Genomic DNA, 26,566 nt, shown 5'->3' with positions numbered 1-26,566 from the left:
TGGTAATAATCAAGTAACTTTTACTTTACAAAAGCGACATTACTTTGCAGAAAAATAAAACACACACAAATGAAATTCAGAATATTGTTTATAGCATTACTGATTACAACTTTTTCTTTTTCGCAAACTAAAGGTACAGTTGCTGGAATCCTAACAGACAAGGACGCTAACAATCAATCATTGCCTTTTGCAAACGTACTTATAAAAGGAACCAAAATAGGAACCAATACTGATATTGACGGAAAGTACAGTCTTCCTGTAGCACCCGGAGACTATACGATTATGTTCAGTTTTGTTGGTTATGAATCGGTCGAAGTTCCTGTAACGGTTACCGCAAATGAAACCACAACAATTAGTAAAGCATTAGGATCCGGAAGTTATAAGCTAGAGGATGTAGTGGTAAAAAGTACGGTAAACAGACAAAAAGAAACTGCATTGCTGTTAGACCAAAAAAATGCTGTCGAAATAAAACAAACCATCGGGGTGCAAGAGCTCTCCCGAAAAGGAGTAAGCGATGTCGCTACTGCTGTTACTAAAACTACCGGTATTACTAAGCAAGAAGGTTCTGGAAATATATTTGTAAGAGGTCTTGGTGACCGTTACAACTCTACAACGATGAATGGATTACCAATTCCATCTAACGATCCAGAGAAGAAAAACTTAAATCTTGAAATCTTCAATACAGATATTGTTGAATACATTTCTATTGATAAAGTTTATAGCGGAAATATTTATGGTGACTTTGCCGGAGGTAACGTTGATATTATTTCAAAAGACTATAAAGGGAGTGGATTCTTAAAATTAGAAATTGGTTCTAAAGTAAACTCTAATGCTATTGCAGAAGATAACTTTAAACTACAAAAGGGATTTAACGGATTTGGATTTACAAACAAATCAATTCCAAGCAATGCCCTAACACAATACAACTATAGTTCTCTTCAATTGAAAGATTACACTCCAATAGCGACTTCTTTTGGAATTTCAGGAGGAAAATCATTTGACATAGGTTCCGAAGGAAAACTTAGCTTTTTTGCAACCGCTTCCTTTAACAACGATTTTAGTTCAAAAAGTAACGGATCAGCAAAAGCAAGTGTTAATGGTAATGGAGTTGCCAATAAAAACTTTGCAGACTTCAGTGAAATGGAATACGAAACTAATACTACCGGAATGGCAAATATTGGTTACAAAATAAACAACAACAACAAACTAAGTTTCAATACGCTTTACATCAATACCTCAACACAATCAAAAGAAGAGTATTATGGATATATTGTAGATATTGCCAATGATGGAAACGGTTTAATTCGTCGTTTTAACTATGAAAAAAATAGTTTATGGATTAACCAAATATTAGGTAATCATAAAATAGGGGACCGTTCTAAACTAAACTGGGGACTTTCATACAATATCATTGATGGAAACATGCCTGACAGAAGTCAAAACATTTTCAGAAAAGAAGCAACCGGTTATCAATTATCAAGCATCTCAGCTCCTGACAACCACAGGTATTTTCAAAAATTAAAAGAAGACGAATTAGCTGCGAACGCATCTTATGATTACAAATTCAATAAAGATGAAGCAGGTGATTTCCTAGGAAAAGTTACTTTTGGTCTAAACGAGAGAATCAAATCAAGAGGTTTTCAAGCGACGCAATTCAATATTAAAGCAACCGCTGGTAATACTAATACTATTGTTGACCCTACTAACTTAGATTTATTTTACAACCAAGATAATTTCAATAATGGGAACTTTAACATCGCAACTTTCCGTGGAAACGCTCAAGTATTCAACGCTCTAGACCCTCAAACTTATGGAGGGGATCAAACGATACACGCTGCTTTTGTTAACACGGAATACAAATTCAAGAAATTAACAGCTGTTCTAGGCTTAAGAGGTGAACAAATAACTCAAAAAGTAAGTTGGAACACACAACTAGGTGCAATAGGAAATGACAAATTAGAAAAAACAGCTTTCTTACCTAGTTTAGTTATGAAATATGAATTGAATGACAAACAAAACTTACGCTTAGGATTAAGCAAAACCTATACACTTCCCCAATTTAAAGAAAGAGCACCATTTATTTATGAAGAAGTGCTACAAGTAAAAGTAGGTAATAAAGATCTATACGCGTCTGATGATTATAATTTCGATTTAAAATGGGAAATGTTCCCTAAAAGTGATGAGTTAATTTCAGTAACAGCTTTTGGTAAATACATCTTAAACCCAATGAATGAGGTAACAGTTTCTTCCTCATCTAATGACATCTCATACATAAACACTGGTGATTACGGATATGTTGCGGGTGCCGAAGCAGAATACAGAAAACAACTTTTGAACATCGATTCAGATAATGCCAAAAAACTTTCTGCCGGAATCAATGCTTCTTATTTATACAGCAATCAAGAATTAAATTCAGCGAAGGTAAATAACGAAACAGATTTCCAAGTTGATTTTACAAACACAAAAGGAAAATTTACGGGAGCATCTAATTTATTATTAAACGCCGACTTAACATTGTTTAACGAATGGAATAATAAAAACAGAAATCTTACCACAACTGTAGCATATACTTACTTTTCAGATAGAGTTAATGCCATTGGAACAAGTGGAAAAGGGGATCTAGTTGACAAAGCTTTTGGTTCATTAGACTTTATTACTAAATCAAAATTAAGTGAAAAATTCGGGCTAGGACTTGTAGTGAAAAACATTTTAGATCCAGTTATAAAAAGAGTCCAAGAAAACTTTAATGGAGATGTCAATGTATTATCTTATAAAAAAGGAATGACATTTAGTTTAAACTTGAACTACCAATTCTAATTAGAAAAAGAATAAGTCAGGACTTAAAAACGCAATAAGATTAAAAAGAACAGCCAAAAGCTGTTCTTTTTTTTTTAAAATCTAATGAACTGCCCCTATCTTAAAACCAAAAAAAAGAACCATCAACGGGAGGGAAAGTAAACTGTTAATAACTCCTGTTAGCTCGATAAAATTAATTAACATAGCAACATTAACTTAACATACCGATTGTATTTTATTAAACTAACAATCATGTTTACATAACATGCAAAAATTACTCTTGTTGCATCTTTGTACTAAGAAATTAAATATAAAATTTTATCAAACAATCATGAAAAAATCAACCGTAAAATTATTTGGAATTTTAGCTTTGGCTTCAGGTTTAATCACAAGCTGTAGTTCAAACGACATCCCTTCACCATCTACTCCTACTTCATCTACTTTCACAGCAGATGCAAACAATTTTCAAGGAACTATTAATGACGGAGAAGTAACATTAGACGCAACAAAAACTTACAAGTTATCTGGAAAAATTCAAGTAAATAGTGGCGCAACATTGACAATCCCAGCTGGTACTGTTATTCAAGGTACTGGAGGTACATCTGCTTATATTGCAATTGCCCAAGGAGGAAAATTAAATGTAAATGGAACTGCTGCTAAACCTGTTGTAATGACAAGCGGATTGGCTACAAAAAATGCTGGAGACTGGGGTGGAGTAGTAATTTGCGGAAAAGCACCTATCAATCGGGTAACTGGCGGTGCAAGTACAGCTCAATCAGAAGTAGCTGATTTAACTTACGGTGGAACTGTTGCAGCTGACAATTCTGGTTCAATCAAATATTTAAGAATCGAATACGCAGGTGCAGCTTTCAACAGTGAAAAAGAATTTAATGGTATGTCATTATTCGGTGTTGGATCTGGAACAACAATTGATTTTGTAGAATTTTTTCACGGTGCTGATGATGGAATTGAATTCTTCGGTGGAACTGTTAATACTTCTAACTTAGTTTCTATTGGAAACGAAGATGACCAATTTGACTGGACTGAAGGATGGAATGGAACAAACACAAACTGGTACGGAAAACTAGGTTTCGGAAAAGGAAATAGAGGAATTGAAGCTGATAATTTTGAATTAGGATATTCAAACACTCCTATTTCTAATCCTACTATCACTAATTTAAGTCTTGTTGGACCTGGAAGCGCACCAACTACTGGTACATGGTTAGAAAATGACGCGATGAAATTAAGAAGAGGAACTAAAGGAGTTTTTACAAATTTATTCTTTAGTGGATGGAAAGTTGGTTTCAACGTAGAAAATAATGAAACGATTGCTAATATCCCTACTTCTTTGAAAGCAGTAAACGTAAACTTTACTACTGATGTTTCAACTAAAACTTCAGGAAAATTAAATGCTGTTGCTCCTGCAACAAGTGGTTTAAGCGCTAACGTTTCTGCAATAGTTACTTCAGAATCTGCAGCTACTGGAGCTGGTAACGGAGCTGGAATACCTTCATGGGCTACTGGTTGGGCTATCGACCTATAAGCAATAAAAACAAAAAATATTTAACAAAAAACATCCTGAATTTTCAGGATGTTTTTTTTTGGTATAATATTTGAAATATTTTTTGTAACTTTACTAATAACAAAAAGAACTAATGAAAAAAAACTACTTTTATATTATTACTTTATTGGTTTTTATATTCTCAACAAGCCTCTCAGCTCAAGAGAACAAGCAACAGCCAAAGACACAAGAAACTGCTTCTATAGAAGGCTTGAGCTTGTACCCGAACCCCGTTAATAACGGCAAAGTTTACATTTCTTCAAAAAATGACGGAGACAAAGAAATAATCATTTTTGATATTTTAGGAAAAAAAGTACTCCAAACGATGCTTAGCTCAAGAGAATTAAGCATAGCTTATCTTAATCCCGGTGTTTACATCATCAAGATTAATGAAGATAACGCAACCGCTACCCGAAAGTTAATCGTAAGATAAAACTTTGATTACAAATTTTAAAGCTCTAATGAATGTTAGGGCTTTTTTTTATGGGGAAAATTTTTCTGCAGACTTTGGGTTTATAAGAACCCCCCAAAATTTTTAATTACTTTTGTAAAAAAAAATCTTGATTACAACTACCGATATATTTGCCATTTCGACTCAAAAGCAATTTGAAAAAGCAGCCTTAAAAACGTTTCGGTTTCAATATGAAAACAACCTAGTATATCGGGAATTTTGTGATTTTCTAAAAACAGATTCCCATCAAGTAAAATCATTGCAACAGATTCCGTTTTTGCCCATTCAGTTTTTCAAAAGCCATCCTGTGGTTTCTAATTCAAATCCCATTCAGGCTACTTTTACCAGCAGCGGAACAACCGGAATGATTACCAGCAAACACTTAGTGACTGACGTTTCTATCTACGAAGAAAGTTACCGCAAAGGATTTTCTCAGTTTTATGGTAACATAGAAAATTACGTTGTTTTGGCTCTATTGCCATCTTATCTGGAAAGAGAAGGTTCTTCATTGATTTACATGGTGGAAGATTTAATTCAACTGTCAAATCATCCCGAGAGTGGTTTTTATCTACACAATCATGATGAACTGATTGCTAAACTCATGGCTTTAGACCAAGCCGGACAAAATGTGATTTTGATTGGCGTTACCTACGCTTTATTAGATTTGATTGAGAAACATACCTTTCAATTGCAAAATACCATTATCATGGAAACTGGCGGAATGAAAGGCAAGCGCAAAGAAATGATTCGGGAAGAACTGCACGAACAATTATGCAAAGGTTTTGGAGTTTCGGCGATTCATTCTGAATATGGAATGACCGAATTGTTATCGCAAGCCTATTCTCTTGGTGACGGCGTATTTGAATGCCCTTCTTGGATGCAAATCCTCGTTCGTGACACCGAAGACGCTTTGACCTACATTCAAGATGGAAAAACGGGCGGAATCAACGTAATCGATCTGGCTAATATTAATTCTTGTTCGTTTATTGCCACGCAGGATTTGGGCAAAAAAAATCCCAACAACTCTTTCGAGGTATTGGGACGTTTTGATAATTCCGATATTCGAGGGTGTAATTTGATGGTGATTTAAAACCGTTATTCGTAGATTTCTTTTCTGTGTCCTAAATCAATAAAATCAATCACTAGCACTTCGTCAAAAATTTCATAAATCACTCTATAATTTCCAACCCGAATTCTGTATCCTTTTCTTCCTTTTAATTTTTTATAACCTTACGGCCGAGGATTACTAGAAAGCTCACCTATAGCGGATAAAATTGGATCAGCAATTACATCTGATAGTTTATCAAGATTCTTTTGTGCTTTTTTAGAAAATTCAATACTATACATTTGACTTTTTACCTTCTCTAGTTTTCATGTAATCCTCAAATGAAATACGATACCCATCATCCTCTCTTTTGGCTTCATCATAAAGACGAACGTCTTCTAAATCTTCCAATTTTTCAATCAATTTATTGTATTTCTTGATAGGCAATACAACAGCTGTTCTATTTCCTTTTTCGTCGGTCAAAAATTGAGTTTCCATAGCTTTTGATATTTTAGTAAAGTTATAAAATTATTTAACCCGAACCACAAAATAATTTTTCTTACCGCTTTGCAAAAGCACAAACTGATTATTAATCAAATCTTTCGTCGAAAGCACAAAATCTTCGGCAACTTTTTCTCGGTTTACCGAAATAGAATTAGCTGTCAATGCACGTCTCGCTTCACCATTCGACTTCATAAAACCAGTTTTTTCGTTTAAAACATCAACTATATTGATTCCGGTTTCAATTTCATTTCTTGAGATTTCCGCTTGCGGAACACCATCAAAAACATCTAAAAAAGTCGCTTCATCTAATTGTTTCAGATCATCTGAAGTAGAATTTCCGAACAAAATATTCGAAGCTTTTACCGCATTTTCTAAATCTTCTGCAGAATGTACCATTATTGTAATTTCGTCTGCCAAACGTTTTTGCAATAAACGTAAATGTGGTGCTTCTCGATGTTTCTCAGTTAAAACCTCAATTTCCTCTTTCGATAAAAATGTGAAAATCTTAATGTATTTTTCTGCATCAACATCCGAAGTATTCAACCAATATTGGTAAAATTTATACGGAGAAGTTCTGGCAGAATCCAACCAGATATTTCCGCCTTCTGATTTTCCAAACTTGGTTCCATCCGCTTTAGTAATCAACGGACAAGTCAACGCATACGCTTTTCCACTGGCTATTCTACGAACTAATTCAGTTCCTGTAGTGATGTTTCCCCATTGGTCACTTCCGCCCATTTGCAGCGTACAATTTTTATTTTTGTACAAATGCAAAAAGTCATATCCTTGAACCAATTGATAGGTAAACTCCGTAAATGACATTCCTTCGGCAGCTTCAGAAGACAAACGTTTCTTTACTGAATCTTTAGACATCATGTAATTTACCGTAATGTGCTTTCCAATATCCCGAATGAAATCCAGAAAAGAAAAGTTCTTCATCCAGTCGTAATTATTCACTAATTCAGCTGCATTTGGCGCATCAGAAGTAAAATCCAGAAAACGAGCCAATTGTCCTTTTATAGCTTCTTGGTTGTGACGCAAAGTCGCTTCATCTAATAAATTTCTTTCATTCGATTTCCCTGATGGATCACCAATCATTCCTGTTGCACCACCCACTAACGCTAATGGTTTGTGTCCGGATAATTGAAAATGTTTCAATAACATTACACCTACTAAATGTCCTATATGCAATGAATCGGCAGTTGGGTCAATTCCCACATACGCCACACGCATTTGTCCCGTCAAATGTTCTTCTGTGCCGGGCATAACATCGTGGAGCATTCCTCTCCAAGTCACTTCTTCAATAAAATTCTTCATCTTTTTAATCAATTTGGACAAAGATAGTTTTAATTAGACAATTTGAAAATTTGAAAATGTACCAATTTGAAAAAAAATTGTCTAAAACCCTAATTGTTACATTATAAAATTGATAATTTGTTACATTTGCAACTATGATTTTAGTCACAGGAGGAACCGGTTTAGTGGGCGCACATTTATTGCTTCATTTAATAGAATCCCAAAGTATCGGGATAGAAAAAGTACGCGCTATTTATCGAAGTGTCGCTTCAATGGAGAAAACCAAATCGCTTTTCTCCATGTACAAAAAAGAATTCCTATTCGACCAAATCGAATGGATACAAGCGGATATCACTGACATTCCTTCCTTAGAAAAAGCTTTTCAAAATATTGACATCGTGTATCATTGCGCCGCTTTAATTTCTTTTGATCCAAAAGACGAAGATTTAATTCGGAAAACTAATATTGAAGGAACCGCAAATATTGTCAATTTTTGTATTTCAAATGCAATACAGAAACTGTGTTTTGTGAGTTCAATTGCTGCACTTGGCGATTTAGCCTCCCACGAAAACCAAATCACCGAGGAAACCGAATGGAATCCAGAAAAATACCACAGCGATTACGCCATTTCTAAATATGGCGCCGAAATGGAAGTATGGCGTGGGCAGCAAGAAGGATTACAAGTAATAATTATCAATCCGGGAGTTATTATCGGGCCAGGTTTTTGGGAACAAGGAAGCGGAGTTCTTTTTACGAAAGTAAAAAAAGGATTGTCATTTTACACTTTGGGAAGTACTGGATTTGTCGCTGTAACCGATGTGGTTCGAATCGCAACCCAATTGATGAAAAGTGAAATCCACAGCGAACGATTTACACTAATTGCAGACAATATAATTTTTAAAGATTTCTTAAACACCATAGCCGATTCCTTAAAAGTAAAGAGGCCCAGCGTGCACGCAACCCCATTAATGATCGAGATTGCCTGGAGAATAGATTGGATACTATCGAACATTTTTCAGCAGAAAAGGAAAATGACTAAAGCTACCGCAAAATCATCTTTTTCAACAAATCAGTATTCGAATGAAAAAATCAAAAAGACTTTGAAAACTGATTTTTTAGATATTCATCAATACATAAAAGCAATTGCCAATTTGTATTAAACCCTTTTTTAGTTATAGTACTTGGCTAGAATCTATGGCTTTACTTTTTGGTAAAATTGGTTTTTTTATTGCTTTCTTTTTCTTCGCTTCAGCTTTTATAAGGGCAGTTATTGATGCTTTATTTTTAGTTAATCGGGCGTTTATCTGATCAACTACATCCGAATAATCTTTATAATTAGAAGCGTAGTAAACATTACTTCGTGCAAATTGAAGGCTGTCTATTTTATATTTTTTATAAATATATTGAGTTGGATTTATTTTAAAAGTATCCAAGGACGCAGGATTTTGATATTTGATTGCGTCCAAAACTGACAAATCATACATAATATTAACCATTGTTTCCTTTTCTATAAGACGATTTGGCTTTTTAACCACCTCATCCTTACAGCTTACAAACACAAATACAATCGTTAAAAGTATAATTATTTTCTTCATTTTTAAATTTTATCTGTCAAACAACATTCTTTTTCCCGCACGAATTTCTTTTACTTTAAAATTATTATAAACCAATTGTCCGTTTACAAAAGTATGCGTAATTCTAGATTTAAATGTATATCCTTCAAAAGGAGACCATCCGCATTTAGCCAGAATATTTTCTTTTTTTACACTCCATGGCAAACCAGCATTTACAATAACTAAATCGGCATAATATCCTTCTTTGATAAAACCGCGTTTCTCGATTTTGAAAATCTTGGCTGGATTATGACACATTTTCTCCACAATTTTTTCAACACTTATTTTTCCTTGGTGATGAGCTTCAAACATAGCCACAACAGCATGTTGCACTAATGGACCACCAGCAGGCGCTTTCAGATACGATTGTTTTTTCTCTTCTAAAGTATGTGGAGCATGATCCGTAGCAATGACATCAATTCTATCATCTAGCAGGGCTTCCCAAAGTACTTTTCTATCATTAGCCGTTTTTACCGCAGGATTCCATTTTATTAGGTTGCCTTTAGTAGCATAATCATCATTGGTAAACCATAAATGATGAATACAAACTTCGGCTGTTATTTTTTTATCTTCCAATGGGATTTTGTTGGTAAACAAATCCATTTCCTTGGCTGTAGAAAGATGAAACACGTGCAAACGAGCTCCTGTTTTTTTAGCCAGAGCCACCGCTTTTGAAGAAGAAATATAACAAGCCTCTTCACTGCGAATTAAATGGTGAGCCGTTACCGGAACATCGTCGCCAAATTCTTCTTTATATTTTGCTAAGTTCTTTTGGATTGTGCCTTCATCCTCACAATGCACTGCAATAAGCAGGGGTGTACTGGAAAATATTTTTTCTAAAGTGACTTCATTATCAACCAACATATTACCTGTGGATGATCCCAAAAATATTTTTATTCCTGCAACATTCTTTGGATTTGTTTTTAGAACTTCGTCCAAATTATCATTAGTGGCGCCCATCATAAAAGAATAATTGGCGTATGATTTCTCTGCAGCGATTTCATATTTTTGCTCTAATATTTCTTGGGTAACCGCATTTGGCACCGTATTAGGTTGTTCAATATAAGAAGTGATTCCACCTGCAACAGCCGCTCTAGATTCTGATTCAATATCTCCTTTATAAGTAAGTCCTGGCTCCCTAAAATGCACTTGATCATCAATGGCACCGGGCATTAAATAATTCCCTTCGGCATCAATAATCATACATTGAGATGATTTGGCACTTATACTTTCTGAAATTTCAACAATTAAGTCATTTTCAATTAATACATCGCCTTCAAAAATCACTCCTTCATTTACTATTTTGGCATTCTTAATTAAAATCCTGTTCATCGTATCTTTTTCTTATAATGTGTTAATTAATCTTTTCAATCTAAGTGCAATAACCCCAAAAACCGCTTCAACAATAATAGAATTACTCATTTTAGATTGACCTCTAGTTCTATCTGTAAAAATAATAGGTACCTCAACAATTTGAAATTTTTTACAATAGGTTCTGTACTTCATTTCAATTTGAAACGCATAACCAACAAATTTTATTTTATCTAAATTGATTTCTTCCAATACTTTTCTTCTGTAACAAACGAACCCAGCCGTAGCATCATGAATCACCATTCCGGTAATAAACTTCACATATACTGATGCAAAATACGACAGTAAAACCCGGCTTAAAGGCCAGTTAACCACATTTACACCGGTAACATATCGAGATCCGACCGCTAAATCAGCATCTCCTAAATGACAAGCATTATATAATTTTTCTAAATCTTTTGGATTATGGGAAAAATCAGCATCCATTTCGAAAATAAATTCATATTTCCGTTCCAATGCCCATTTAAAACCATGAACATACGCCGTTCCTAAACCTGATTTTTTTGCTCTTTTTTCTAAAAATAATCTGCCTGAAAATTCCGATTGCAGTTGAAGCACTTTATCAGCAGTGTGATCTGGCGAATTATCATCAATAATAAGAACGTGAAAAAGTTTGTGTTGGGAAAGCACCGATCTAATAATGCTTTCTATATTTTCAATTTCGTTATAGGTGGGGATTATAACAATGGAATCGTTCATATTTTAGAGTAATTTCACCGCAAAAGTAAACTTTTTATACGATTTCATTCATAATAAAATTATAATAAAAAGAATGATATAAAAAATCATTGTTGTCCGATAAAAAAGAAGCCAAATTAATGGCTTCTTAAAATAATCGTAATTTAGAGTTGCAAAATTCAAATAACGATGGGTAAAAATAAGTATTTTTCGAGTAAATCTGTTTTCGGACAGCTGATTTCTTTAATAGATGATTCGATGATTAGCAAAGCAGTTAAAAAGTATGATTCAGATAGGTATGTCAAACATTTCAAATGCAAGGATCATTTGTTTAGTATGGTTTTTTGCTGTTTAGAAAAGTGTAATTCATTGCGTGAGGTTTCTGGGGGAATGGTAGGTTTATCAGGTAAAGAGGAAACAGTTCGAATTAATCATCTTCCCAAAAAGAGTACTTTGGCAGACGCAAACAAGGGTAGAAAAGTAGAATTTTTTCAAGAAATTTATAACAATCTGCTCGAGAAACATAGCTTTGTTTTATCGGACAGTCGAATTGAGATAGCCTTAGGGAAAAAGATTAAAATTGTTGACAGCACCACAATAAGCCTGTTTAAAGACATCTTAAAGTGTGTTGGAAGAAAGTCTGCTGACGGAAAAAGCAAGGGCGGAATCAAGTCGCATACTGTGATAAATGCCGATGAAAAAGTTCCCAATTTAGTTTGGTTTACACCTGCAACAACTCACGACCATCAGTTTTTAGAAAAGCTAAAATGCGATGAACATACTGTTTATATATTCGATAAAGGATACATTGATTATAAGGCTTTTGCACATTTTTCCGAACAAAATACAGGTTTTGTAACTCGAATAAAAGACAATGCAAAGTACGAAGTAACCCAAAAGAATGACATTCCAGGGAACATTCACAGCGGTGTTTTATCAGACGAAATTATTGAGGTTGGAGTAAATAATGAAAGTGGTAAAACCAAATTGAAATTAAGAAAAATAAAATACTATGACAGAGAACACAAAAGAAGCTTTGAGTTTATTAGTAATTTGTTTGAATTTAGAGCAGACACAATAGCGGCACTTTATAAAATAAGGTGGCAAATAGAATTGTTATTCAAACAAATCAAGCAAAATTTCCCGCTAAAATATTTCTTAGGAGACAATGAAAATGCTATTAAAATTCAAATTTATTGCGTCTTAATAGTAAATCTCTTATTAGGAGTTATAAAGAAAAGTCTAAAGAGACAATGGTCTTTTTCAAATTTAGTAAGTTTTTGTAGAATTCATTTATTCAACTATATTCATCTAACTAAATTTTTAGAAAGTCCCGAAAAACAATGGAAACTCGACGGGGACGACGATGTTCAATTAGGTTTGTTTGATGATTATTTGGCTACGGGATAAAATTCGATAAATGAAACTAAAAATTATATTTTTTCATTTATCAAATTCTCAAGACAGTACTCAAAAACAAGCTAAAGCAGGCTAAAACCTCGTGAAGTGCCAAAATAAATAGAAAAATAAACGTTCCGTGATTTTTTATCGGACAACAATGATAAAAAATCAGTAATTTTGCATCGCTATGATTGAACAAGTACTTAACCCGAGAATAATCGAAAATAAAGACTGGGCAACACTTTTATTTGTGTTGTCGTTTGGAATTGTCGCACTGACAAAATCCATTTCCGAAAATCGTTTTGGTGATTTTGCAAATTTAATTTTTTCCGATAAATACACTAAAGTTTACCGCGACAGCAGTCACCTTAGAAGCGGATTTACCATTTCATTATTTTTCGTACAAGTAATTTCATTTGCTTTTTTCATCCAGCTTTCACTAAGTTATTTTGGTAAAGCCTTAAAAACAGATTGGATTTTATATATTCAAATAATCACCTTCCTTATTTTTTTTATTTTATCGAAATATTTAATCGAGAAAATAATCGCTACGTCCTTTAATATCGAAGAATTTGTTGAACAATTTAACCTTCAAAAGGTTACTTATAGAACTTATATCGGATTATTCATACTCCCAATCAACATTATTCTGTTCTATTATGACTCCTTATCAAAAAATATACTTTTACTATTTATAGCTATAGTAGTAGGTGCCAACTTAATAAGCTATTTAATTTCAATAAAAAACTATCAAAATTTAATATTAAGTAAGTTGTTTTACTTTATTTTATATCTTTGCACTCTTGAAATAGCTCCCTATTATTTTATGTATTATTGGTTTACAAAAGGGAGTGCTTAGAAACCGTTTTAAATATGAAAGTGAAAACAATTTTGGTATCGCAACCAGAACCTAAAGTGGAAAATTCTCCATACTTTGAGCTTCAACAAAGGCATAAAGTAAAAATTGATTTCAGACCTTTTATCCATGTTGAAGGAGTAAGTGCAAAAGAAATTAGACTCCAAAAAATTGATCTCAATCAATATACCGCTATTATTCTAACAAGTAGAAATGCTGTTGATCACTTCTTTAGGGTTGCTGATGAAATGCGTTATAAAGTTCCCGAAGGATTAAAATACTTTTGCCAGTCCGAAGCTATTGCGTTTTACCTGCAAAAATATGTAGTCTATCGAAAACGTAAAATCTATGTTGGACCTAAAGATTTTGCCGATTTGTCTCCATTGATAAAAAAATACAAAGACGAAAAATTCTTATTACCTGCCTCAGATCAATTGAATGCTGATGCGCCAATCACGCTTAATGCATTAAAAGTAGATTGGACTCCAGCTATTTTTTATAAAACGGTCATGAGTGATTTATCGGATTTAGCCGATGTATATTATGATGTTTTGGCTTTCTTTAGCCCAACCGGAATAAAATCATTGTTTATGAATTTTCCAGATTTTGAACAAAACAATACCAGAATAGCCGTTTTTGGAAGTACGACTCAAAAAGAAGCATTAGACCGCGGTTTAAGAGTTGACATCATGGCTCCAACTCCTGGAACTCCATCTATGACAATGGCATTGGAAAAATACATTACCGAAACGAATAAAACGAAATAGATTTAAATTTATTATTTTAATATATCACAAACAACCATCCGCCAAAACGGATGGTTGTTTTTATGCAACAATTACAAAACAATCATTTTCCATTCCTATTATTCGTTTTTTACTTAAATTTGATTCTAAATTAAAACTAAATAGTATTCTTTAGTTTCAAACAACAATTTATGAAAATCAATTCATTAGTGGTAGAAATAGATGGTATCGATAAAGAAATTTTACGTTTCTTGATGGAAGATGCTAGAATGCCAATTCTCCAAATCGCCAACAAAATAGGAATTTCAGGCGCTGCCATTCATCAACGTTTGCGAAAGCTCGAACAATCCGGAGTGATTTCGGGTTCAAAGTTTACGGTAAATAACAAAATTCTAGGTTACAATACAATGGCATTTGTGGGGATTTACTTAGACAAAGCGGCAAGAAATCCTGAAGCAGTAAGGGATTTAAAGAAAATTCCCGAAGTGTTAGAATGTCATTACACCACAGGAAACTGGTCTATCCTAATTAAAATTATTTGTCGGGATAATGAACATCTCATGCAATTGCTGAACACAAAAATACAGGCGATAGAAGGGGTTTCCAGAACCGAAACCTTTATTTCATTAGACCAGCAAATTGACAGACAGATACAGTTATAATTTTGCGTGGGATAATCGTGAATTTAGTTTTTTGGCAAAAAAACGCCTTGTTTTCACAAGACGGTTTTTATAGTTTACTCAAGAAGCTTTAATTTCTCCTGTTCCCTCCCATATAAATGGAAATATAATACAGCAAGGTCGCGATAGAACCTAGAGCAGCTACCACATAGGTTCTTGCTGCCCATTTAAGAGAATCCTTGGCACCAGCCTGTTCCTGCTGCGTGAGCATATTTTTACTTTCTAACCAAGCTAATGCTCGATGGCTGGCATCGTATTCTACCGGTAATGTGATAATCGAAAACAAAGTCGTAGCAGCAAAAATTATAATTCCTACTAATAGCAATTGTGGAAAAGTACGAATCATCAATATACCTGCCAGTAAAATCCATTGCATATAAGTTGATGCAACATTTACTACCGGAACTAATTTAGAACGCATTGTCAACCACTGATATCCCACTGCATGTTGCACTGCGTGACCACATTCGTGAGCCGCAACTGCTGCTGCTGCCGCATTTCTTTGGTTGTAAACCGCTTCACTTAAATTCACTGTTTTATCCAATGGATTGTAGTGATCTGTTAATTGTCCCGCAACTGAGATTACTCGCACATCGCGAATTCCGTTATCAGCCAACATTTTTTCGGCGATTTCAGCACCACTCATCCCGTTTTGTAACTGCAATTTAGAATAATATTCAAATTTGCTTTTCAGCCTGGAACTTACTAACCAACTAAAAAGCATAATTGCTCCGGCTAGAACTATATAACTCATTCCCATATTTTTGTTTTTTAATTGTAGTGTTTAAAGTTATAAAAGAAATAACAAAATCTGAACCAATTTTTTAAATTGTCAATTTGGCATTCGTTAAATAAAAAAATAACATGAAATGACCTTAATTAATTTGTCATTGAAAAAACTACAAATCTGCTTCTAATTGATCATTAATTCTTTGAAATTTATCAATCAGATTATCGATTTTCGAATTTTCCTTTTTTATTTCTCTCGGACGTAAATAAAACCACGTAAACCCAATCCATCCAAACATAACTACATAAGTAAAAATTCCCCAAAAGATTGTCATTTGGCATGCGTATTCAAACATATACAAACATAACCCTAAACCAAGCATTATAAAATACAGACTTAAAACTGTCGATTGCAAGAACTGCTGTCTTGTTTTAATGGAAATTAATCTTTGCAGGTAGTCACTATTACTTTGAGTACCATCAATAGTTTTATAAAATCCAATTAATTTATTGTACACGAATAAATAAATGGCCATTGCCATAATGATTAAAATAATACCAATTTTGGTTGAAATAAACTCAGGTTGATACTTATACCAGATAAAAATAATAAACGCACTTGTCGCGATAAGCAGCACATTTGTAAAAATTAATTTTCTCATACTTACGCTCTTGAAATGTTTAACTTTAGAAAGCAATTCTTCCATATTTAGCGGAATTACAGCCTGTTGTTTCCATAAATCTTTAAAGTCTATATTATTGTCCATTTTCTTTAAATTTTTGGGTTAATCTTTCTTTTATTCTATGAATTTTCACTCTTGTATTGGCTTCTGAGAGTCCCACGATATTAGCAATTTCAGCTTGTTTGACCTCTTCCAGTTCGAGTGAAATAATGATACGATCGATTTCTGGCAATTCGGCAATGCATTTGTACAAAAATTGAATCTGAGGTTCTACCGAATAGTGTTTTTCTTCGGTAATATTTATTGGAAGTTCCGACTTGGGAAATCGTTTTTCTTTATCAATTTGTCTCAAGCAATTGTTCGATGCAATTCGGAAAATCCAAGTTCCAACACCCGATTCATTTCTAAACGTGTGGAGTTTTTGCCAAACAATAATAAATGTTTCCTGTGCAATGTCCTGTGCAATATCATAATCATTTACGTAACCCATGCACAATCGAAAAACCTTTTGCCAATAGGATTTGTATAGTTGTTCAAACTCCATTGTTATGATTTTATAAAATTACTTAGTTGTGCTAGATACCAATCTTTGTCGTCATACATAATAAAGTGTAAGCCTTTGTTTGCATATTCAAAACTGGCGGTTTTTAAGTTTTTATATTGTGCTTCTATAGGAGCTTTATAATTTGAAAAACCAAATTCCAATACTATTAATGAAGGACATTTTATTGTTGCAATTTTATCTCTCAAATCGGTATTTGAAAAATCACAATACATTTCACCAAAAGTTGTTCGGTTTGATTTCATACTCCAACTTATTGCTTCATCTTGTTTTGAGGCATCTGCTAAAAGCATAGCCATGTTCCTTTTCTGCATTTGATAGAAGTCATCTTCAGGCATAGCCGCTATTTGATTGACCATTGAAGCACAATTGTTATTTTCTTGCGATTTAAAAGACGGGTCTCTCAAAGCTGCCAAACAAGGAAGCGCATCAACAACTGCAATTTTACTTATTAGCTCAGGATAATCCGAAGCAATAGCCAACGCAAGTCCTCCACCCATACTGTGACCAACTATAATTGGTTTTTCTATTTTATTTGCTTTAATATAGTTCACAATTTCTATTTCCCAATTTTTAAATGAAGCGTTGGGTTGTGGTTTAACTCCGGCAAAACCAGCCATTGTAAAAGTGTAACACGTAAAATCTTTTTCAAAATTAGATTTTGTTTCATTCCAAACATCGCCAGAACTGGCAAATCCAGGCAAGAAGATTATGGATTGCTTTCCGTTTCCAGTTTTGGCAACCTCAAAGGGATATGATTTAGTTTGTCCAAATACATTTAAACACAATGCTGAAAATAACAGAACGATAGGCAAGAAGATATAATTTTTCATTTTTAATAGATTTAAATTGTTAATTAATTGGATCCTGCCTTTGGATACGGGAATTATTAAAATGTTACAAATTATAAAATATTTTTTTTTAGATAATTGATTAGTAAACAGCAAACCTCAATAAACACGAGGTCTAAAATAAAAAAAGAAACACAAAAAAATCCAAATTTCAACAATTGTTGAAATTTGGATTTTAATATTCCTTGTAAAGACGCACTGCAGTGCAACTTTACCATTCGTCATATTCCTATTAACCAACCAAATTAATTATTTTCCCCGGAACAATAATCACTTTATTTGGTGTTCTTCCTTCTAATTGTTTGATGGTTCTTTCGTCTTTCATTACAACTTCCTCGATTTGTTCTTTGGTTAAATCCAAAGGTAAAACCATAGTGAAACGCATTTTTCCATTGAATGAAACTGGATATTCCTTGTTGCTTTCCACTAAATGTTGCGCCTCAAATATTGGAAAATCAACCGTTGCAATCGAACCTGCATTCCCTAATAACGACCATAATTCTTCGGCAATGTGTGGCGCATAAGGCGAAATCACAATAGCCAATGGTTCCAGAATGGCACGAGAATGACAATTTTGAGTTGACAATTCATTCACACAAATCATAAACTGAGAAACCGATGTATTGAATGAGAAACTCTCAATATCTTCCGCCACTTTTTTGATGGTTTTGTGTAAACTTTTCAAGTTGTCTTTTGTGGGTTCGTTATTGGTGACAATCAAACCATTTTCATCAAAATACAAACGGCACAGTTTTTTCAAGAAACCAAAAACTCCCGAAATTCCTGCAGTATTCCATGGTTTTGCTTGTTCCAATGGTCCTAAGAACATCTCATACAAACGCAAGGTATCTGCTCCGTATTCGTTACAAATATCATCTGGAGTCACCACATTGTATTTCGATTTTGACATTTTTTCGATTTCGCGTGAAACTTTTATTTTCCCCTTTGAGTTAACAATCGGTTCTTTAATTAAATCCTCCCTGTTCCATATATTATATCTTTCAAAATCTAATTCATCCTGCACATTTACATGTTCTAATGGAGAATGACTTTGGTAAGTTGTAAAAGTTATTTTATCTAACTCAAATCCTAAATTTGTCAATACTGAAAAATCAAAATTAACTCCATTTGCAATATTTCCTAAATTATATAATTCTCCGGCTACAGCATCATATTCTTTTTTCCCTTCTAACAAGTCATATGAAATAACTACATTACCTAATAAATCATCGAATAAATCATTAAATATTTCGTCTTTATCATTATTTTTAAAATATCCAATGTTCTTAATTTTATGCACAAAAGCACTCATTCCCAAAATCATTCCCTGATTAATCAGTTTCTTGAATGGTTCTTCTGTTGGGGCAAAACCTTTATCTTTTAAGAATTTATTCCAAAAACGAGAATATAATAAATGACCTGTTGCGTGTTCGCTCCCGCCAATGTACAAATCTACGCTTTCCCAATATTTTAGCGCCTCTTTACTGGCAAATTCAGTTTCATTATGCGCATCCATATAACGCATCCAATACCATGAACTTCCTGCCCAACCCGGCATCGTGTTCAATTCTAAAGGGAAAACGGTATTATTATCTACTAAATCTGTATTGATAACTTCATTGTTTTTGGTATCCCAAGCCCAAATTGTTGCATTTCCTAAAGGCGGTAATCCCTCTTCGGTTGGCAAGTATTTCTCTACTTCTGGCAAAATGATTGGCAAATATTTTGGATCAATCATTTGCGGCAAGCCATTCACATAATACACCGGAAATGGTTCTCCCCAATATCTTTGGCGAGAGAAAACGGCATCACGCAAACGGTAATTGGTTTTTCCTTTTCCTTGATTTAATTTTTCTAATTCCTCGATAACTTTTTTGGTCGCTTCTTTGTAATTCAATCCATTCAAGAAATCAGAATTGGCAATAATGACAATGTCTTTAGAACCATACGCTTCTTTGGAAATATCCACATTCGCAAAAATGTTCTTGATTTCCTGCATTCCGTTTTGACCTTTGAAGAAATTTGCAAAAGCATAATCTCTTTCGTCTCCACAAGGAACCGCCATAACAGCTCCTGTTCCGTAACCCGCCAAAACATAATCCCCAATCCAAACCGGAATGGGTTCTTTGGTAAACGGATGTTCTGCATACGCTCCAGTAAATACTCCCGAAATAGTTTTTACATCAGCCATACGTTCTCTTTCAGAACGTTTTGATGTTTTTTCTATATAGGATTCTACTTCCGATTTTTGTTCTGGAGTGGTAATTTGAGCAACCAACTCATGTTCCGGTGCCAATGTCATAAACGTAACTCCAAAAATGGTATCAGGACGAGTAGTGAAAACTGGGATATCAGCTTCATGTTCCTTTAGCTTAAAAGAAACAGTCGCTCCAACGGATTTTCCAATCCAGTTTCTCTGGCTTTCCTTGATGCTTTCACTCCAGTCAATATCATTCAAACCTTGTAACAAACGCTCTGCATAAGCAGAAATTCGCATGCTCCATTGGGTCATTTTTTTACGGACAACCGTAAAACCACCACGTTCCGAAACACCGTTTACAATTTCGTCATTCGCCAAAACCGTCCCTAATCCCGGACACCAGTTTACCTCAGTCTCGGCCAAATATGTCAATCTATATTGTAAAAGGATTTTCTCCTGCTGTTCTTTTGCGAAAGCGTTCCATTCATTTGCTAAAAAAATCTCTATATTTTCATCGCAAACCGCATTGACATTTGCATTTCCATCCTTTTCAAAAATCGAAACCAAGGTCGAAATATCTTCTGCTTTGTCGCTGTTTTTATTGTACCAAGAATTGAATAATTGGATGAAAATCCATTGCGTATGTTTGTAATAATCCGGGTTTGAAGTACGGACTTCACGACTCCAATCGAATGAAAATCCAATTTTATCCAACTGTTTTCTGTATCCGGCAATTTTATTTCCTTCTTTGTCAACTCCTCCATCAATATTTACCGAGGTAGTATCTTCGGGACGCTGACCTGTTTGAATCGCATATTGTTCGGCTGGCAACCCAAAACTGTCATAACCCATTGGATGCAATACATTATAACCCTGATGTCTTTTGTATCGAGAATACACATCAGAAGCGATGTAACCCAACGGATGCCCAACGTGCAATCCCGCTCCTGATGGATAAGGAAACATATCAAGTACGTAATGTTTTGGTTTTTCGGAATTATTTTGTGCGGCAAAAGTTTGATTTTCTGCCCAATATTTCTGCCATTTGGCCTCTATTTCGTTCGGATTGTATTTCATAATATAAGATTCAAAGTAACGGAGTTACTAAGTTGCTGCGTTTTTTAGTGGAAACGTTTATTTTAGGTGCCAAATTTACGTTTATTGTACGAAAGTTAAAACTTTGAGCGTTATTAACTTTAAATAAAGAAATTCTTTATTATTTTTACCCAATAATTTCAATAAACTATGAGTTCTTCCTTTGATAATTTTCAAAAACGCCGGTTAATTTCCTCTTATTTTTCAGTAGTGCTAAGTGTATTCTTAGTCTTATTCCTATTGGGAATACTTGGGTTTTTTATTATAAATTCTAAAAAATTAGCTAACGATTTCAAAGAAAATATTGCGATGACCGTATTTTTCAAGAATGAAGCTAATGACAGTATTTTGAAAAATTTTGGAACTGAATTAAAAGCAAGCCGTTTTGTAAAATCATACGATTACGTAGCCAAAGAAGCTGCAGCAAAACAACATACAGATATTATTGGTGAAGATTTCTTGGAATTCCTTGGTGAAAACCCGTTACAAAACTCCTTTGACATTCATCTAAAAGCAGATTATGTAGTTAAGGACAGTATCGCAAAAATCGAAACTGGCTTGCGCAAAAACACAATGATTTCGGATATCGTTTATGACAAACAATTAGTGAATTTAGTCAATGACAATATTAAAAAAGTAAGTATGTGGATTCTAATCGTTAGTGTTTTTCTGACCTTTATAGCCGTTTTATTAATTAATAGTTCATTGCGTTTATCAATCCATTCGCACCGATTTATCATCAAAACCATGCAAATGGTTGGCGCGACAAAATCATTTATCAGAAAACCATTTGTAATACGAAGCTTAAAACTTGGTCTTTTGGGCGCTGGTTTAGCTATTATTGCGTTGATTGGTGTTTTGATTTATGTTCAAACTAATTTCCCGAATCTTGGCATTCTTGATGACAAAGCACTAATTGGTTTGGTATTATTAGGCGTTTTGGGAATTGGTATTTTAATTACTTGGTTGAGCACTTACTTTGCTACACAACGTTTCTTGAATTTGAGAACAGACGACCTTTACTAGTATTCCCTGTTCAGTCTCAGTGTTCAGTGAATAAATGCAAAAAATAATAGAATATAAAACATGAAAAATAACGAACAAAACCACGAATTCCTTTTTGAGAAAGTAAATTATAAAATTCTATTAATTGGGATTGGAGTCATAGCACTTGGTTTTATACTCATGTCAGGTGGTGGAAGCGATAACCCAAATGTATTTAGTGAAGACATCTTCAGTTTCAGAAGAATTAGATTAGCACCAACAACTGTACTTATTGGTTTTGGAATCACTGTTTATGCTATTCTTAAAAATCCAAAAAAAGTTTAAATGAATACATTACAAGCTATTGTTCTTGCCATTATTGAAGGAATTACGGAATTTTTACCCGTTTCTTCAACTGGGCATATGATTATTGCCTCTTCTTTTTTTGGCATTGCACATGACGATTTTACCAAGCTTTTTACCATTGTAATTCAATTGGGAGCAATCCTTTCGGTGGTTGTTTTATATTTTAAACGTTTTTTCCAATCCTTTGATTTTTATTTCAAATTATTGGTTGCTTTTATTCCAGCGGTAGTTTTTGGATTGCTTTTCAGCAAAAAAATAGATGCTTTGCTAGAAAGCCCTGTTACGGTAGCCGTTTCTCTTTTGATTGGAGGAATCATTTTATTAAAAGTCGATGATTGGTTTGCCGTTCCCGAAGTTTCTTCGCCAGTAAGCAAAGAAATTACGTATCTACAAGCGTTTAAAATTGGTTTGTTCCAATGTCTTGCCATGATTCCAGGTGTTTCAAGAAGTGGCGCCAGTATTGTAGGCGGAATGTCTCAAAAACTATCTCGAACAACTGCAGCAGAATTTTCATTTTTCCTTGCCGTGCCAACGATGTTAGGCGCAACCGCAAAAAAATGTTATGATTATTACAAAGATGGTTATGTACTGACTCACGACCAAATCAACTATCTGATTATTGGAAATGTTATTGCGTTTATAGTGGCACTATTGGCTATAAAATCATTCATAGAATTTTTAAGTAAAAAAGGATTTAAACTTTTTGGTTATTACCGAATTGCAGCTGGTATCATCTTATTGATAATCCACTTTTTTATTCATCCCTTGACTATTATTTAATGACAGCCGAAGAATTCTTAGAAGGACAAATTTTACTCATTGACAAACCACTGCATTGGACTTCCTTTCAGGCGGTGAATAAATTAAAATATGCGCTAATTAATAAACTGGGACTTCCAAAGAAGTTTAAAATTGGCCATGCCGGAACCTTAGATCCTCTCGCAACTGGATTGCTATTAGTTTGCACAGGGAAATTTACCAAAAGAATTACCGAACTTCAAGGTCAAGCCAAGGAATATACCGGAACGTTTTTCATAGGATCGACTACTCCTTCATACGATTTAGAAACCGAAATAGATCAAACTTTTCCAACGGAACATATTGATGAGGCTTTGATTCATGAAACCGTGACACAATTTTTGGGTGAAATCGATCAAAAACCACCTATTTATTCTGCGATAAAAAAAGATGGCGTTCGCTTATACGAGCATGCCAGAGCGGGAGCAACAATTGAAATTGCGTCAAGAAAAACTACAATCCACGAATTTGAAATTACCAGAATTGCACTTCCTGAAATCGATTTTAGAGTCGTTTGCAGCAAAGGAACTTATATTCGCTCATTAGCTTTTGATTTTGGAAAGGCGATGAATTCGGGCTCTCATTTGACGGTCTTACGTCGAACAAAAATTGGTGATTATGATGTGAATGAAGGCATTGATGTCACAGCATTTGAGGATAGTTTAGAGGCAAATGTCTAGTGTTTTGAAATCATTGAAAACCCTTACCCTTTTTTTGTTTTTATCTTTTTCCGTTTTTTCTCAAAGCAAAAAATTTACTTATATACAATTCGACGTTACAATCCCTATAAGAGGAAATCCAGATAGAAATGTCGAGGATCAATATACCCATTAAAAAGGTTCTTGGTTTCTACCCGATGGTTTGGGAACCAAAATTGGATATGGAATCCATTACAAAAAATGGATTGGATTAGGAATCCATTCCGGAATTAACTGGGAATGGACAGACAAATTAGTTGTTGTTCCTGTTTTTGCTAATTTTAGATTGAGCCCAAATATTGGTGACGATACCCGAATTACACTCCAACTTGGTTTAGGAAAAGCAATAGCTCTGGGTCGAGGCGACTTAATGGGAGATTACAAAAAAATAAGTCTTGGTATACAAAACTCTGATGATGTTATACTTTTTATCGAATTAAATCATTATTCTTTCCCCATAAACAATCAAAGAGATTCTGGAAATATAAGTTTAGGTCTATCTCTAGTTACTTTCTAAGTTAAGATTAGCTTTGCAAATCAAGAATAATTTTTAAAAACGACACTCATTTTCAATACTTTTCACTAATTTTACTATTATGAAAACAAAAGAAGACAACCCCAAAAATCTTGCAACTCCAGGCAAACCCATGTCTCAAAAAAAATTAACCTCTTTAATTAAAGAAGCCGAAGAGGGAACGTTTTTATCTGAAAATGCATTTAGATTAAAATTTGAAGAATGGAGATTACAAAGAAAGAAGTAGTTCAATCAATTTTCTTTTATAAAGATATTCAAGACATCTATGAATATGGCGAAAGAACTTTTGGTGAAAATGCAGCTTTATTTTTTTACGAAGAAATTTCATTAGATGTTAAAAATTTAGAAAAAAACTACCTTCTTCATCCTGAATGCCGCCATCTGGAAAGGAAAACAAAAAAATACCGCAATATTATTCTGGGCTCCTATCTCATTATTTACCGAATTACACCTACACGAATAGAAGTCTTAAGGGCTTTTCACGGAAGTAGATCTCCAAAAACAATCAGAAAAACGAAAAACATTTCAATTGATTAACTTTCTAAATCAGCCATTAAATTAATTAGTTCTTCTTGAGTAGTTAATCCTTTATCATGCAAATACCATAATTGCAAATCGGTTTTTGCCTTTTCATCAAGACTTCCAAATTCTTTTTTATAGTTTTTGATTAAATCAGCTGCTCCTTTTGGTCTTGGTCCCCAATGTCCCAATAAATTTCCCGTTTCTTTATCAATGATGATTACTATTGGAATTGCTTTTCCTTTATTGGTTAAATACAAATTCATCAGATCTTCATTCTCATCGCGCAAAACGATTTTCAATTCTATTTTACCTGATTCTATAGCCATTTTATTGACAATAGGCATTATTTGTGCGGCATCACCACACCATCCTTCGGAAATAACTAACCAGATGTATTCTCCTTTTAAAGACTTTAATTTAAAACCGTTTTCGTCCGTAATATCCATCGTTTTATCTAAACGATTCATTCGGGTTTCATTTAGCGTACTGTAAAGTGTCAAATCCTCGGATTGCTCATTACCTGTTGATTTATTTTCAAGTAATAAATCGGAAACTAGTTTTCTATATTCTGCGTACGAATGACTATTAAATAATGCTTTAGCTATTTGGACTTTCATAATTGGAAATTTATTTTCACAAAGTTACCATAAAAATGGGGTTTAAATATGACATATATCACTTTCAAATGGACAAAAAGAGTATTTTTATCACAAATAAAGAAAATGGATTTAAAAACAAAATCAATTGGACTGATACTTTCGGGCGGAGGCTCTAAGGGGTTGGCGCATGCTGGAGCAATTAAATTTTTAGAAGAACAAAACATTCGTCCGGCTCGAATAGCTGGGACTAGTGCCGGATCAATTGTTGGCGCCATGTATGCTTGGGGAAAAACGCCTGAAGAAATCCTGGAATTTTTTAAATCGATCTATCTTTTCCATTGGAAACACCTTACTTTCAAGAAAGCAGGATTAATTGATTCCGAATCCTTCAAAAGTTATTTCTACTCTATTTTTAAAGATGCTACATTGGAAGAATTAAAAATCCCAGTACAAATAACAGCAACTAATATGGTAAGAGGGAAACTAAAGGTATTTGGCCCCCATACTAAAATTATTGATGCTGTTCTCGCCTCTTCAGCATTTCCTGGGATTATGTCACCCTATGAGATTAAAGGGGAATTATATAGCGATGGGGGCATTTTAAATCATTTCCCAACAGATATTTTACAAGGTCATTGCGACACTTTAATTGGTGTTTACGTTAGTCCAATTCAAAAAATCGAAGCAAAAGATTTAAATTCCATTAAAGCTGTCACGACCCGAGCTTTTGATATCCTTTCGGCAAATTCAAATATGCACAAGTTCAATAATTGTGATTGGGTAATAGAACCAAAGGCTTTATCTCTTTACAGCACATTCGAAACTAATAAAATTAAGATGGATGCTGTTTTTAATATTGGCTATGAAGCCGCCAAAAAATCCTACGAAAAACTTAATTTATAAAATTTAGGCAACACTATTTTAAAAAAACAGAATATGTCTATAT

General features: G+C 33.9%; 28 protein-coding genes and 1 pseudogene. 17 read left to right on the top strand and 12 right to left on the bottom strand.

Annotated elements, in window-relative coordinates; translation table 11 throughout:
- Positions 1 to 69: 69 nt before the first annotated feature.
- The 4 genes from H4V97_RS11270 (at position 70) to H4V97_RS11255 (ending at position 5,898) form a co-directional block, all read left to right on the top strand.
- Positions 70 to 2,817, top strand: a complete 2,748-nt coding sequence (locus H4V97_RS11270; protein ID WP_209549753.1) for a TonB-dependent receptor — start codon at positions 70 to 72, stop codon at positions 2,815 to 2,817.
- A gap of 310 nt (positions 2,818 to 3,127) precedes the next feature.
- Complete coding sequence (locus H4V97_RS11265) at positions 3,128 to 4,339, top strand: hypothetical protein (RefSeq protein WP_196851405.1); 1,212 nt, start codon at positions 3,128 to 3,130, stop codon at positions 4,337 to 4,339.
- Positions 4,340 to 4,451: 112 nt separating this feature from the next.
- Positions 4,452 to 4,790, top strand: a complete 339-nt coding sequence (locus H4V97_RS11260; RefSeq protein WP_196851406.1) for a T9SS type A sorting domain-containing protein — start codon at positions 4,452 to 4,454, stop codon at positions 4,788 to 4,790.
- Between the two features lie 127 nt (positions 4,791 to 4,917).
- A complete protein-coding gene (locus tag H4V97_RS11255; protein ID WP_196851407.1) occupies positions 4,918 to 5,898 on the top strand; it encodes an acyl transferase in 981 nt (326 codons plus the stop codon).
- Positions 5,899 to 5,903: 5 nt separating this feature from the next.
- On the opposite strand, the pseudogene H4V97_RS15945 reads toward H4V97_RS11255, so the two are convergent.
- The 3 genes and pseudogenes from H4V97_RS15945 to tyrS all read right to left on the bottom strand — a co-directional run.
- Positions 5,904 to 6,008: pseudogene (locus H4V97_RS15945) on the bottom strand (type II toxin-antitoxin system RelE family toxin); the annotation flags it as partial.
- A gap of 139 nt (positions 6,009 to 6,147) precedes the next feature.
- On the bottom strand, positions 6,148 to 6,351 hold the full coding sequence (locus H4V97_RS11245) for a hypothetical protein (protein WP_196851408.1): 204 nt from the start codon (positions 6,349 to 6,351) through the stop codon (positions 6,148 to 6,150).
- Between the two features lie 30 nt (positions 6,352 to 6,381).
- The gene (gene tyrS / locus H4V97_RS11240; RefSeq protein WP_209549752.1) at positions 6,382 to 7,674 is read right to left on the bottom strand and encodes a tyrosine--tRNA ligase; all 1,293 of its coding nucleotides are present in this window, start codon (positions 7,672 to 7,674) and stop codon (positions 6,382 to 6,384) included.
- 134 nt (positions 7,675 to 7,808) lie between these two features.
- On the opposite strand from tyrS, the gene H4V97_RS11235 reads away from it, so the two are divergent.
- Positions 7,809 to 8,813 (top strand): NAD-dependent epimerase/dehydratase family protein, encoded by a 1,005-nt coding sequence (locus tag H4V97_RS11235; protein ID WP_196851410.1) that lies wholly within the window; start codon positions 7,809 to 7,811, stop codon positions 8,811 to 8,813.
- Between the two features lie 12 nt (positions 8,814 to 8,825).
- Here the strand turns inward: H4V97_RS11235 and H4V97_RS11230 are convergent, their stop codons facing one another.
- The 3 genes from H4V97_RS11230 to H4V97_RS11220 are packed head-to-tail and all read right to left on the bottom strand — an operon-like array spanning position 8,826 to position 11,336.
- Positions 8,826 to 9,248 (bottom strand): DUF4296 domain-containing protein, encoded by a 423-nt coding sequence (locus tag H4V97_RS11230; RefSeq protein ID WP_196851411.1) that lies wholly within the window; start codon positions 9,246 to 9,248, stop codon positions 8,826 to 8,828.
- Positions 9,249 to 9,257: 9 nt separating this feature from the next.
- Positions 9,258 to 10,598 (bottom strand): dihydroorotase, encoded by a 1,341-nt coding sequence (locus tag H4V97_RS11225; RefSeq protein WP_196851412.1) that lies wholly within the window; start codon positions 10,596 to 10,598, stop codon positions 9,258 to 9,260.
- Positions 10,599 to 10,610: 12 nt separating this feature from the next.
- Positions 10,611 to 11,336, bottom strand: coding sequence for a polyprenol monophosphomannose synthase (locus H4V97_RS11220; RefSeq protein WP_196851413.1), 726 nt, complete (start codon positions 11,334 to 11,336; stop codon positions 10,611 to 10,613).
- 168 nt (positions 11,337 to 11,504) lie between these two features.
- On the opposite strand from H4V97_RS11220, the gene H4V97_RS11215 reads away from it, so the two are divergent.
- From H4V97_RS11215 to H4V97_RS11200, 4 genes are all read left to right on the top strand, one after another.
- Complete coding sequence (locus H4V97_RS11215) at positions 11,505 to 12,725, top strand: IS4 family transposase (RefSeq protein WP_196851623.1); 1,221 nt, start codon at positions 11,505 to 11,507, stop codon at positions 12,723 to 12,725.
- A 178-nt stretch (positions 12,726 to 12,903) separates the two neighbouring features.
- Entirely contained in the window at positions 12,904 to 13,575 is a 672-nt protein-coding gene (locus tag H4V97_RS11210; protein WP_196851414.1) for a DUF4271 domain-containing protein, read from the top strand.
- A 14-nt stretch (positions 13,576 to 13,589) separates the two neighbouring features.
- Complete coding sequence (locus tag H4V97_RS11205; RefSeq protein ID WP_196851415.1) at positions 13,590 to 14,339, top strand: uroporphyrinogen-III synthase; 750 nt, start codon at positions 13,590 to 13,592, stop codon at positions 14,337 to 14,339.
- 170 nt (positions 14,340 to 14,509) lie between these two features.
- Positions 14,510 to 14,980 carry an Lrp/AsnC family transcriptional regulator gene (locus tag H4V97_RS11200; protein ID WP_073208966.1) on the top strand — a complete coding sequence of 157 codons (471 nt, stop codon included), beginning with the start codon at positions 14,510 to 14,512 and terminating at the stop codon, positions 14,978 to 14,980.
- A gap of 88 nt (positions 14,981 to 15,068) precedes the next feature.
- On the opposite strand, the gene H4V97_RS11195 is transcribed toward H4V97_RS11200, so the two are convergent.
- The 5 genes from H4V97_RS11195 to H4V97_RS11175 form a co-directional block, all read right to left on the bottom strand.
- Complete coding sequence (locus tag H4V97_RS11195; protein ID WP_209549751.1) at positions 15,069 to 15,758, bottom strand: zinc metallopeptidase; 690 nt, start codon at positions 15,756 to 15,758, stop codon at positions 15,069 to 15,071.
- Positions 15,759 to 15,897: 139 nt separating this feature from the next.
- Positions 15,898 to 16,494 (bottom strand): hypothetical protein, encoded by a 597-nt coding sequence (locus H4V97_RS11190; protein WP_209549750.1) that lies wholly within the window; start codon positions 16,492 to 16,494, stop codon positions 15,898 to 15,900.
- Positions 16,484 to 16,954 carry an RNA polymerase sigma factor gene (locus H4V97_RS11185; RefSeq protein WP_196851418.1) on the bottom strand — a complete coding sequence of 157 codons (471 nt, stop codon included), beginning with the start codon at positions 16,952 to 16,954 and terminating at the stop codon, positions 16,484 to 16,486. The genes H4V97_RS11190 and H4V97_RS11185 overlap by 11 nt, the downstream gene beginning before the upstream one ends.
- Before the next feature lie 2 nt (positions 16,955 to 16,956).
- Entirely contained in the window at positions 16,957 to 17,805 is an 849-nt protein-coding gene (locus H4V97_RS11180) for an alpha/beta fold hydrolase (protein ID WP_209549749.1), read from the bottom strand.
- 250 nt (positions 17,806 to 18,055) lie between these two features.
- A complete protein-coding gene (locus H4V97_RS11175; RefSeq protein ID WP_209549748.1) occupies positions 18,056 to 21,100 on the bottom strand; it encodes a leucine--tRNA ligase in 3,045 nt (1,014 codons plus the stop codon).
- Between the two features lie 168 nt (positions 21,101 to 21,268).
- On the opposite strand from H4V97_RS11175, the gene H4V97_RS11170 reads away from it, so the two are divergent.
- The 7 genes from H4V97_RS11170 to H4V97_RS11140 all read left to right on the top strand — a co-directional run bounded on the left by H4V97_RS11170 (position 21,269) and on the right by H4V97_RS11140 (position 25,036).
- Positions 21,269 to 22,144, top strand: coding sequence for a cell division protein FtsX (locus H4V97_RS11170; protein ID WP_209549747.1), 876 nt, complete (start codon positions 21,269 to 21,271; stop codon positions 22,142 to 22,144).
- 60 nt (positions 22,145 to 22,204) lie between these two features.
- Entirely contained in the window at positions 22,205 to 22,447 is a 243-nt protein-coding gene (locus H4V97_RS11165) for a DUF3098 domain-containing protein (protein WP_196851196.1), read from the top strand.
- Positions 22,448 to 23,248 (top strand): undecaprenyl-diphosphate phosphatase, encoded by an 801-nt coding sequence (locus H4V97_RS11160; protein ID WP_209549746.1) that lies wholly within the window; start codon positions 22,448 to 22,450, stop codon positions 23,246 to 23,248. It abuts the gene before it with no gap.
- Positions 23,248 to 23,946, top strand: a complete 699-nt coding sequence (truB, locus tag H4V97_RS11155; protein WP_209549745.1) for a tRNA pseudouridine(55) synthase TruB — start codon at positions 23,248 to 23,250, stop codon at positions 23,944 to 23,946. The genes H4V97_RS11160 and truB overlap by 1 nt, the downstream gene beginning before the upstream one ends.
- Positions 23,947 to 24,127: 181 nt before the next feature.
- Positions 24,128 to 24,481: a hypothetical protein gene (locus H4V97_RS11150; protein WP_245345228.1), complete on the top strand. Its 354-nt coding sequence runs from the start codon at positions 24,128 to 24,130 to the stop codon at positions 24,479 to 24,481.
- A gap of 79 nt (positions 24,482 to 24,560) precedes the next feature.
- Positions 24,561 to 24,725, top strand: coding sequence for a hypothetical protein (locus tag H4V97_RS11145; RefSeq protein WP_209549744.1), 165 nt, complete (start codon positions 24,561 to 24,563; stop codon positions 24,723 to 24,725).
- Positions 24,701 to 25,036 carry a type II toxin-antitoxin system RelE/ParE family toxin gene (locus H4V97_RS11140; protein WP_209549743.1) on the top strand — a complete coding sequence of 112 codons (336 nt, stop codon included), beginning with the start codon at positions 24,701 to 24,703 and terminating at the stop codon, positions 25,034 to 25,036. Before H4V97_RS11145 ends, H4V97_RS11140 begins: the two co-directional genes overlap by 25 nt.
- Here the strand turns inward: H4V97_RS11140 and H4V97_RS11135 are convergent.
- Positions 25,033 to 25,638 carry a thioredoxin family protein gene (locus tag H4V97_RS11135; RefSeq protein WP_209549742.1) on the bottom strand — a complete coding sequence of 202 codons (606 nt, stop codon included), beginning with the start codon at positions 25,636 to 25,638 and terminating at the stop codon, positions 25,033 to 25,035. The two genes, H4V97_RS11140 and H4V97_RS11135, sit on opposite strands and share 4 nt — an antisense overlap.
- A gap of 105 nt (positions 25,639 to 25,743) precedes the next feature.
- On the opposite strand from H4V97_RS11135, the gene H4V97_RS11130 reads away from it, so the two are divergent.
- Positions 25,744 to 26,523 carry a patatin-like phospholipase family protein gene (locus tag H4V97_RS11130; protein ID WP_196851259.1) on the top strand — a complete coding sequence of 260 codons (780 nt, stop codon included), beginning with the start codon at positions 25,744 to 25,746 and terminating at the stop codon, positions 26,521 to 26,523.
- Positions 26,524 to 26,566 lie beyond the last annotated feature (43 nt).

Origin of the sequence: Flavobacterium sp. CG_23.5, from assembly GCF_017875765.1 — a bacterium.
Lineage (GTDB): Bacteria > Bacteroidota > Bacteroidia > Flavobacteriales > Flavobacteriaceae > Flavobacterium.
Note: the sequence above shows the minus strand (reverse complement) of the source record. Positions and strands in the feature narration are given on the sequence as shown.

Bases quoted from the DNA above. Each gene is read 5' to 3' on its own strand.
- H4V97_RS11270 (WP_209549753.1), top strand. From the start codon at position 70: ATGAAATTCAGAATATTGTTTATAGCATTACTGATTACAACTTTTTCT.
- H4V97_RS11265 (WP_196851405.1), top strand. From the start codon at position 3,128: ATGAAAAAATCAACCGTAAAATTATTTGGAATTTTAGCTTTGGCTTCA.
- H4V97_RS11260 (WP_196851406.1), top strand. From the start codon at position 4,452: ATGAAAAAAAACTACTTTTATATTATTACTTTATTGGTTTTTATATTC.
- H4V97_RS11245 (WP_196851408.1), bottom strand. From the start codon at position 6,351: ATGGAAACTCAATTTTTGACCGACGAAAAAGGAAATAGAACAGCTGTT.
- tyrS (WP_209549752.1), bottom strand. From the start codon at position 7,674: ATGAAGAATTTTATTGAAGAAGTGACTTGGAGAGGAATGCTCCACGAT.
- H4V97_RS11235 (WP_196851410.1), top strand. From the start codon at position 7,809: ATGATTTTAGTCACAGGAGGAACCGGTTTAGTGGGCGCACATTTATTG.
- H4V97_RS11230 (WP_196851411.1), bottom strand. From the start codon at position 9,248: ATGAAGAAAATAATTATACTTTTAACGATTGTATTTGTGTTTGTAAGC.
- H4V97_RS11225 (WP_196851412.1), bottom strand. From the start codon at position 10,598: ATGAACAGGATTTTAATTAAGAATGCCAAAATAGTAAATGAAGGAGTG.
- H4V97_RS11220 (WP_196851413.1), bottom strand. From the start codon at position 11,336: ATGAACGATTCCATTGTTATAATCCCCACCTATAACGAAATTGAAAAT.
- H4V97_RS11215 (WP_196851623.1), top strand. From the start codon at position 11,505: ATGGGTAAAAATAAGTATTTTTCGAGTAAATCTGTTTTCGGACAGCTG.
- H4V97_RS11210 (WP_196851414.1), top strand. From the start codon at position 12,904: ATGATTGAACAAGTACTTAACCCGAGAATAATCGAAAATAAAGACTGG.
- H4V97_RS11205 (WP_196851415.1), top strand. From the start codon at position 13,590: ATGAAAGTGAAAACAATTTTGGTATCGCAACCAGAACCTAAAGTGGAA.
- H4V97_RS11200 (WP_073208966.1), top strand. From the start codon at position 14,510: ATGAAAATCAATTCATTAGTGGTAGAAATAGATGGTATCGATAAAGAA.
- H4V97_RS11195 (WP_209549751.1), bottom strand. From the start codon at position 15,758: ATGGGAATGAGTTATATAGTTCTAGCCGGAGCAATTATGCTTTTTAGT.
- H4V97_RS11190 (WP_209549750.1), bottom strand. From the start codon at position 16,494: ATGGACAATAATATAGACTTTAAAGATTTATGGAAACAACAGGCTGTA.
- H4V97_RS11185 (WP_196851418.1), bottom strand. From the start codon at position 16,954: ATGGAGTTTGAACAACTATACAAATCCTATTGGCAAAAGGTTTTTCGA.
- H4V97_RS11180 (WP_209549749.1), bottom strand. From the start codon at position 17,805: ATGAAAAATTATATCTTCTTGCCTATCGTTCTGTTATTTTCAGCATTG.
- H4V97_RS11175 (WP_209549748.1), bottom strand. From the start codon at position 21,100: ATGAAATACAATCCGAACGAAATAGAGGCCAAATGGCAGAAATATTGG.
- H4V97_RS11170 (WP_209549747.1), top strand. From the start codon at position 21,269: ATGAGTTCTTCCTTTGATAATTTTCAAAAACGCCGGTTAATTTCCTCT.
- H4V97_RS11165 (WP_196851196.1), top strand. From the start codon at position 22,205: ATGAAAAATAACGAACAAAACCACGAATTCCTTTTTGAGAAAGTAAAT.
- H4V97_RS11160 (WP_209549746.1), top strand. From the start codon at position 22,448: ATGAATACATTACAAGCTATTGTTCTTGCCATTATTGAAGGAATTACG.
- truB (WP_209549745.1), top strand. From the start codon at position 23,248: ATGACAGCCGAAGAATTCTTAGAAGGACAAATTTTACTCATTGACAAA.
- H4V97_RS11145 (WP_209549744.1), top strand. From the start codon at position 24,561: ATGAAAACAAAAGAAGACAACCCCAAAAATCTTGCAACTCCAGGCAAA.
- H4V97_RS11140 (WP_209549743.1), top strand. From the start codon at position 24,701: ATGGAGATTACAAAGAAAGAAGTAGTTCAATCAATTTTCTTTTATAAA.
- H4V97_RS11135 (WP_209549742.1), bottom strand. From the start codon at position 25,638: ATGAAAGTCCAAATAGCTAAAGCATTATTTAATAGTCATTCGTACGCA.
- H4V97_RS11130 (WP_196851259.1), top strand. From the start codon at position 25,744: ATGGATTTAAAAACAAAATCAATTGGACTGATACTTTCGGGCGGAGGC.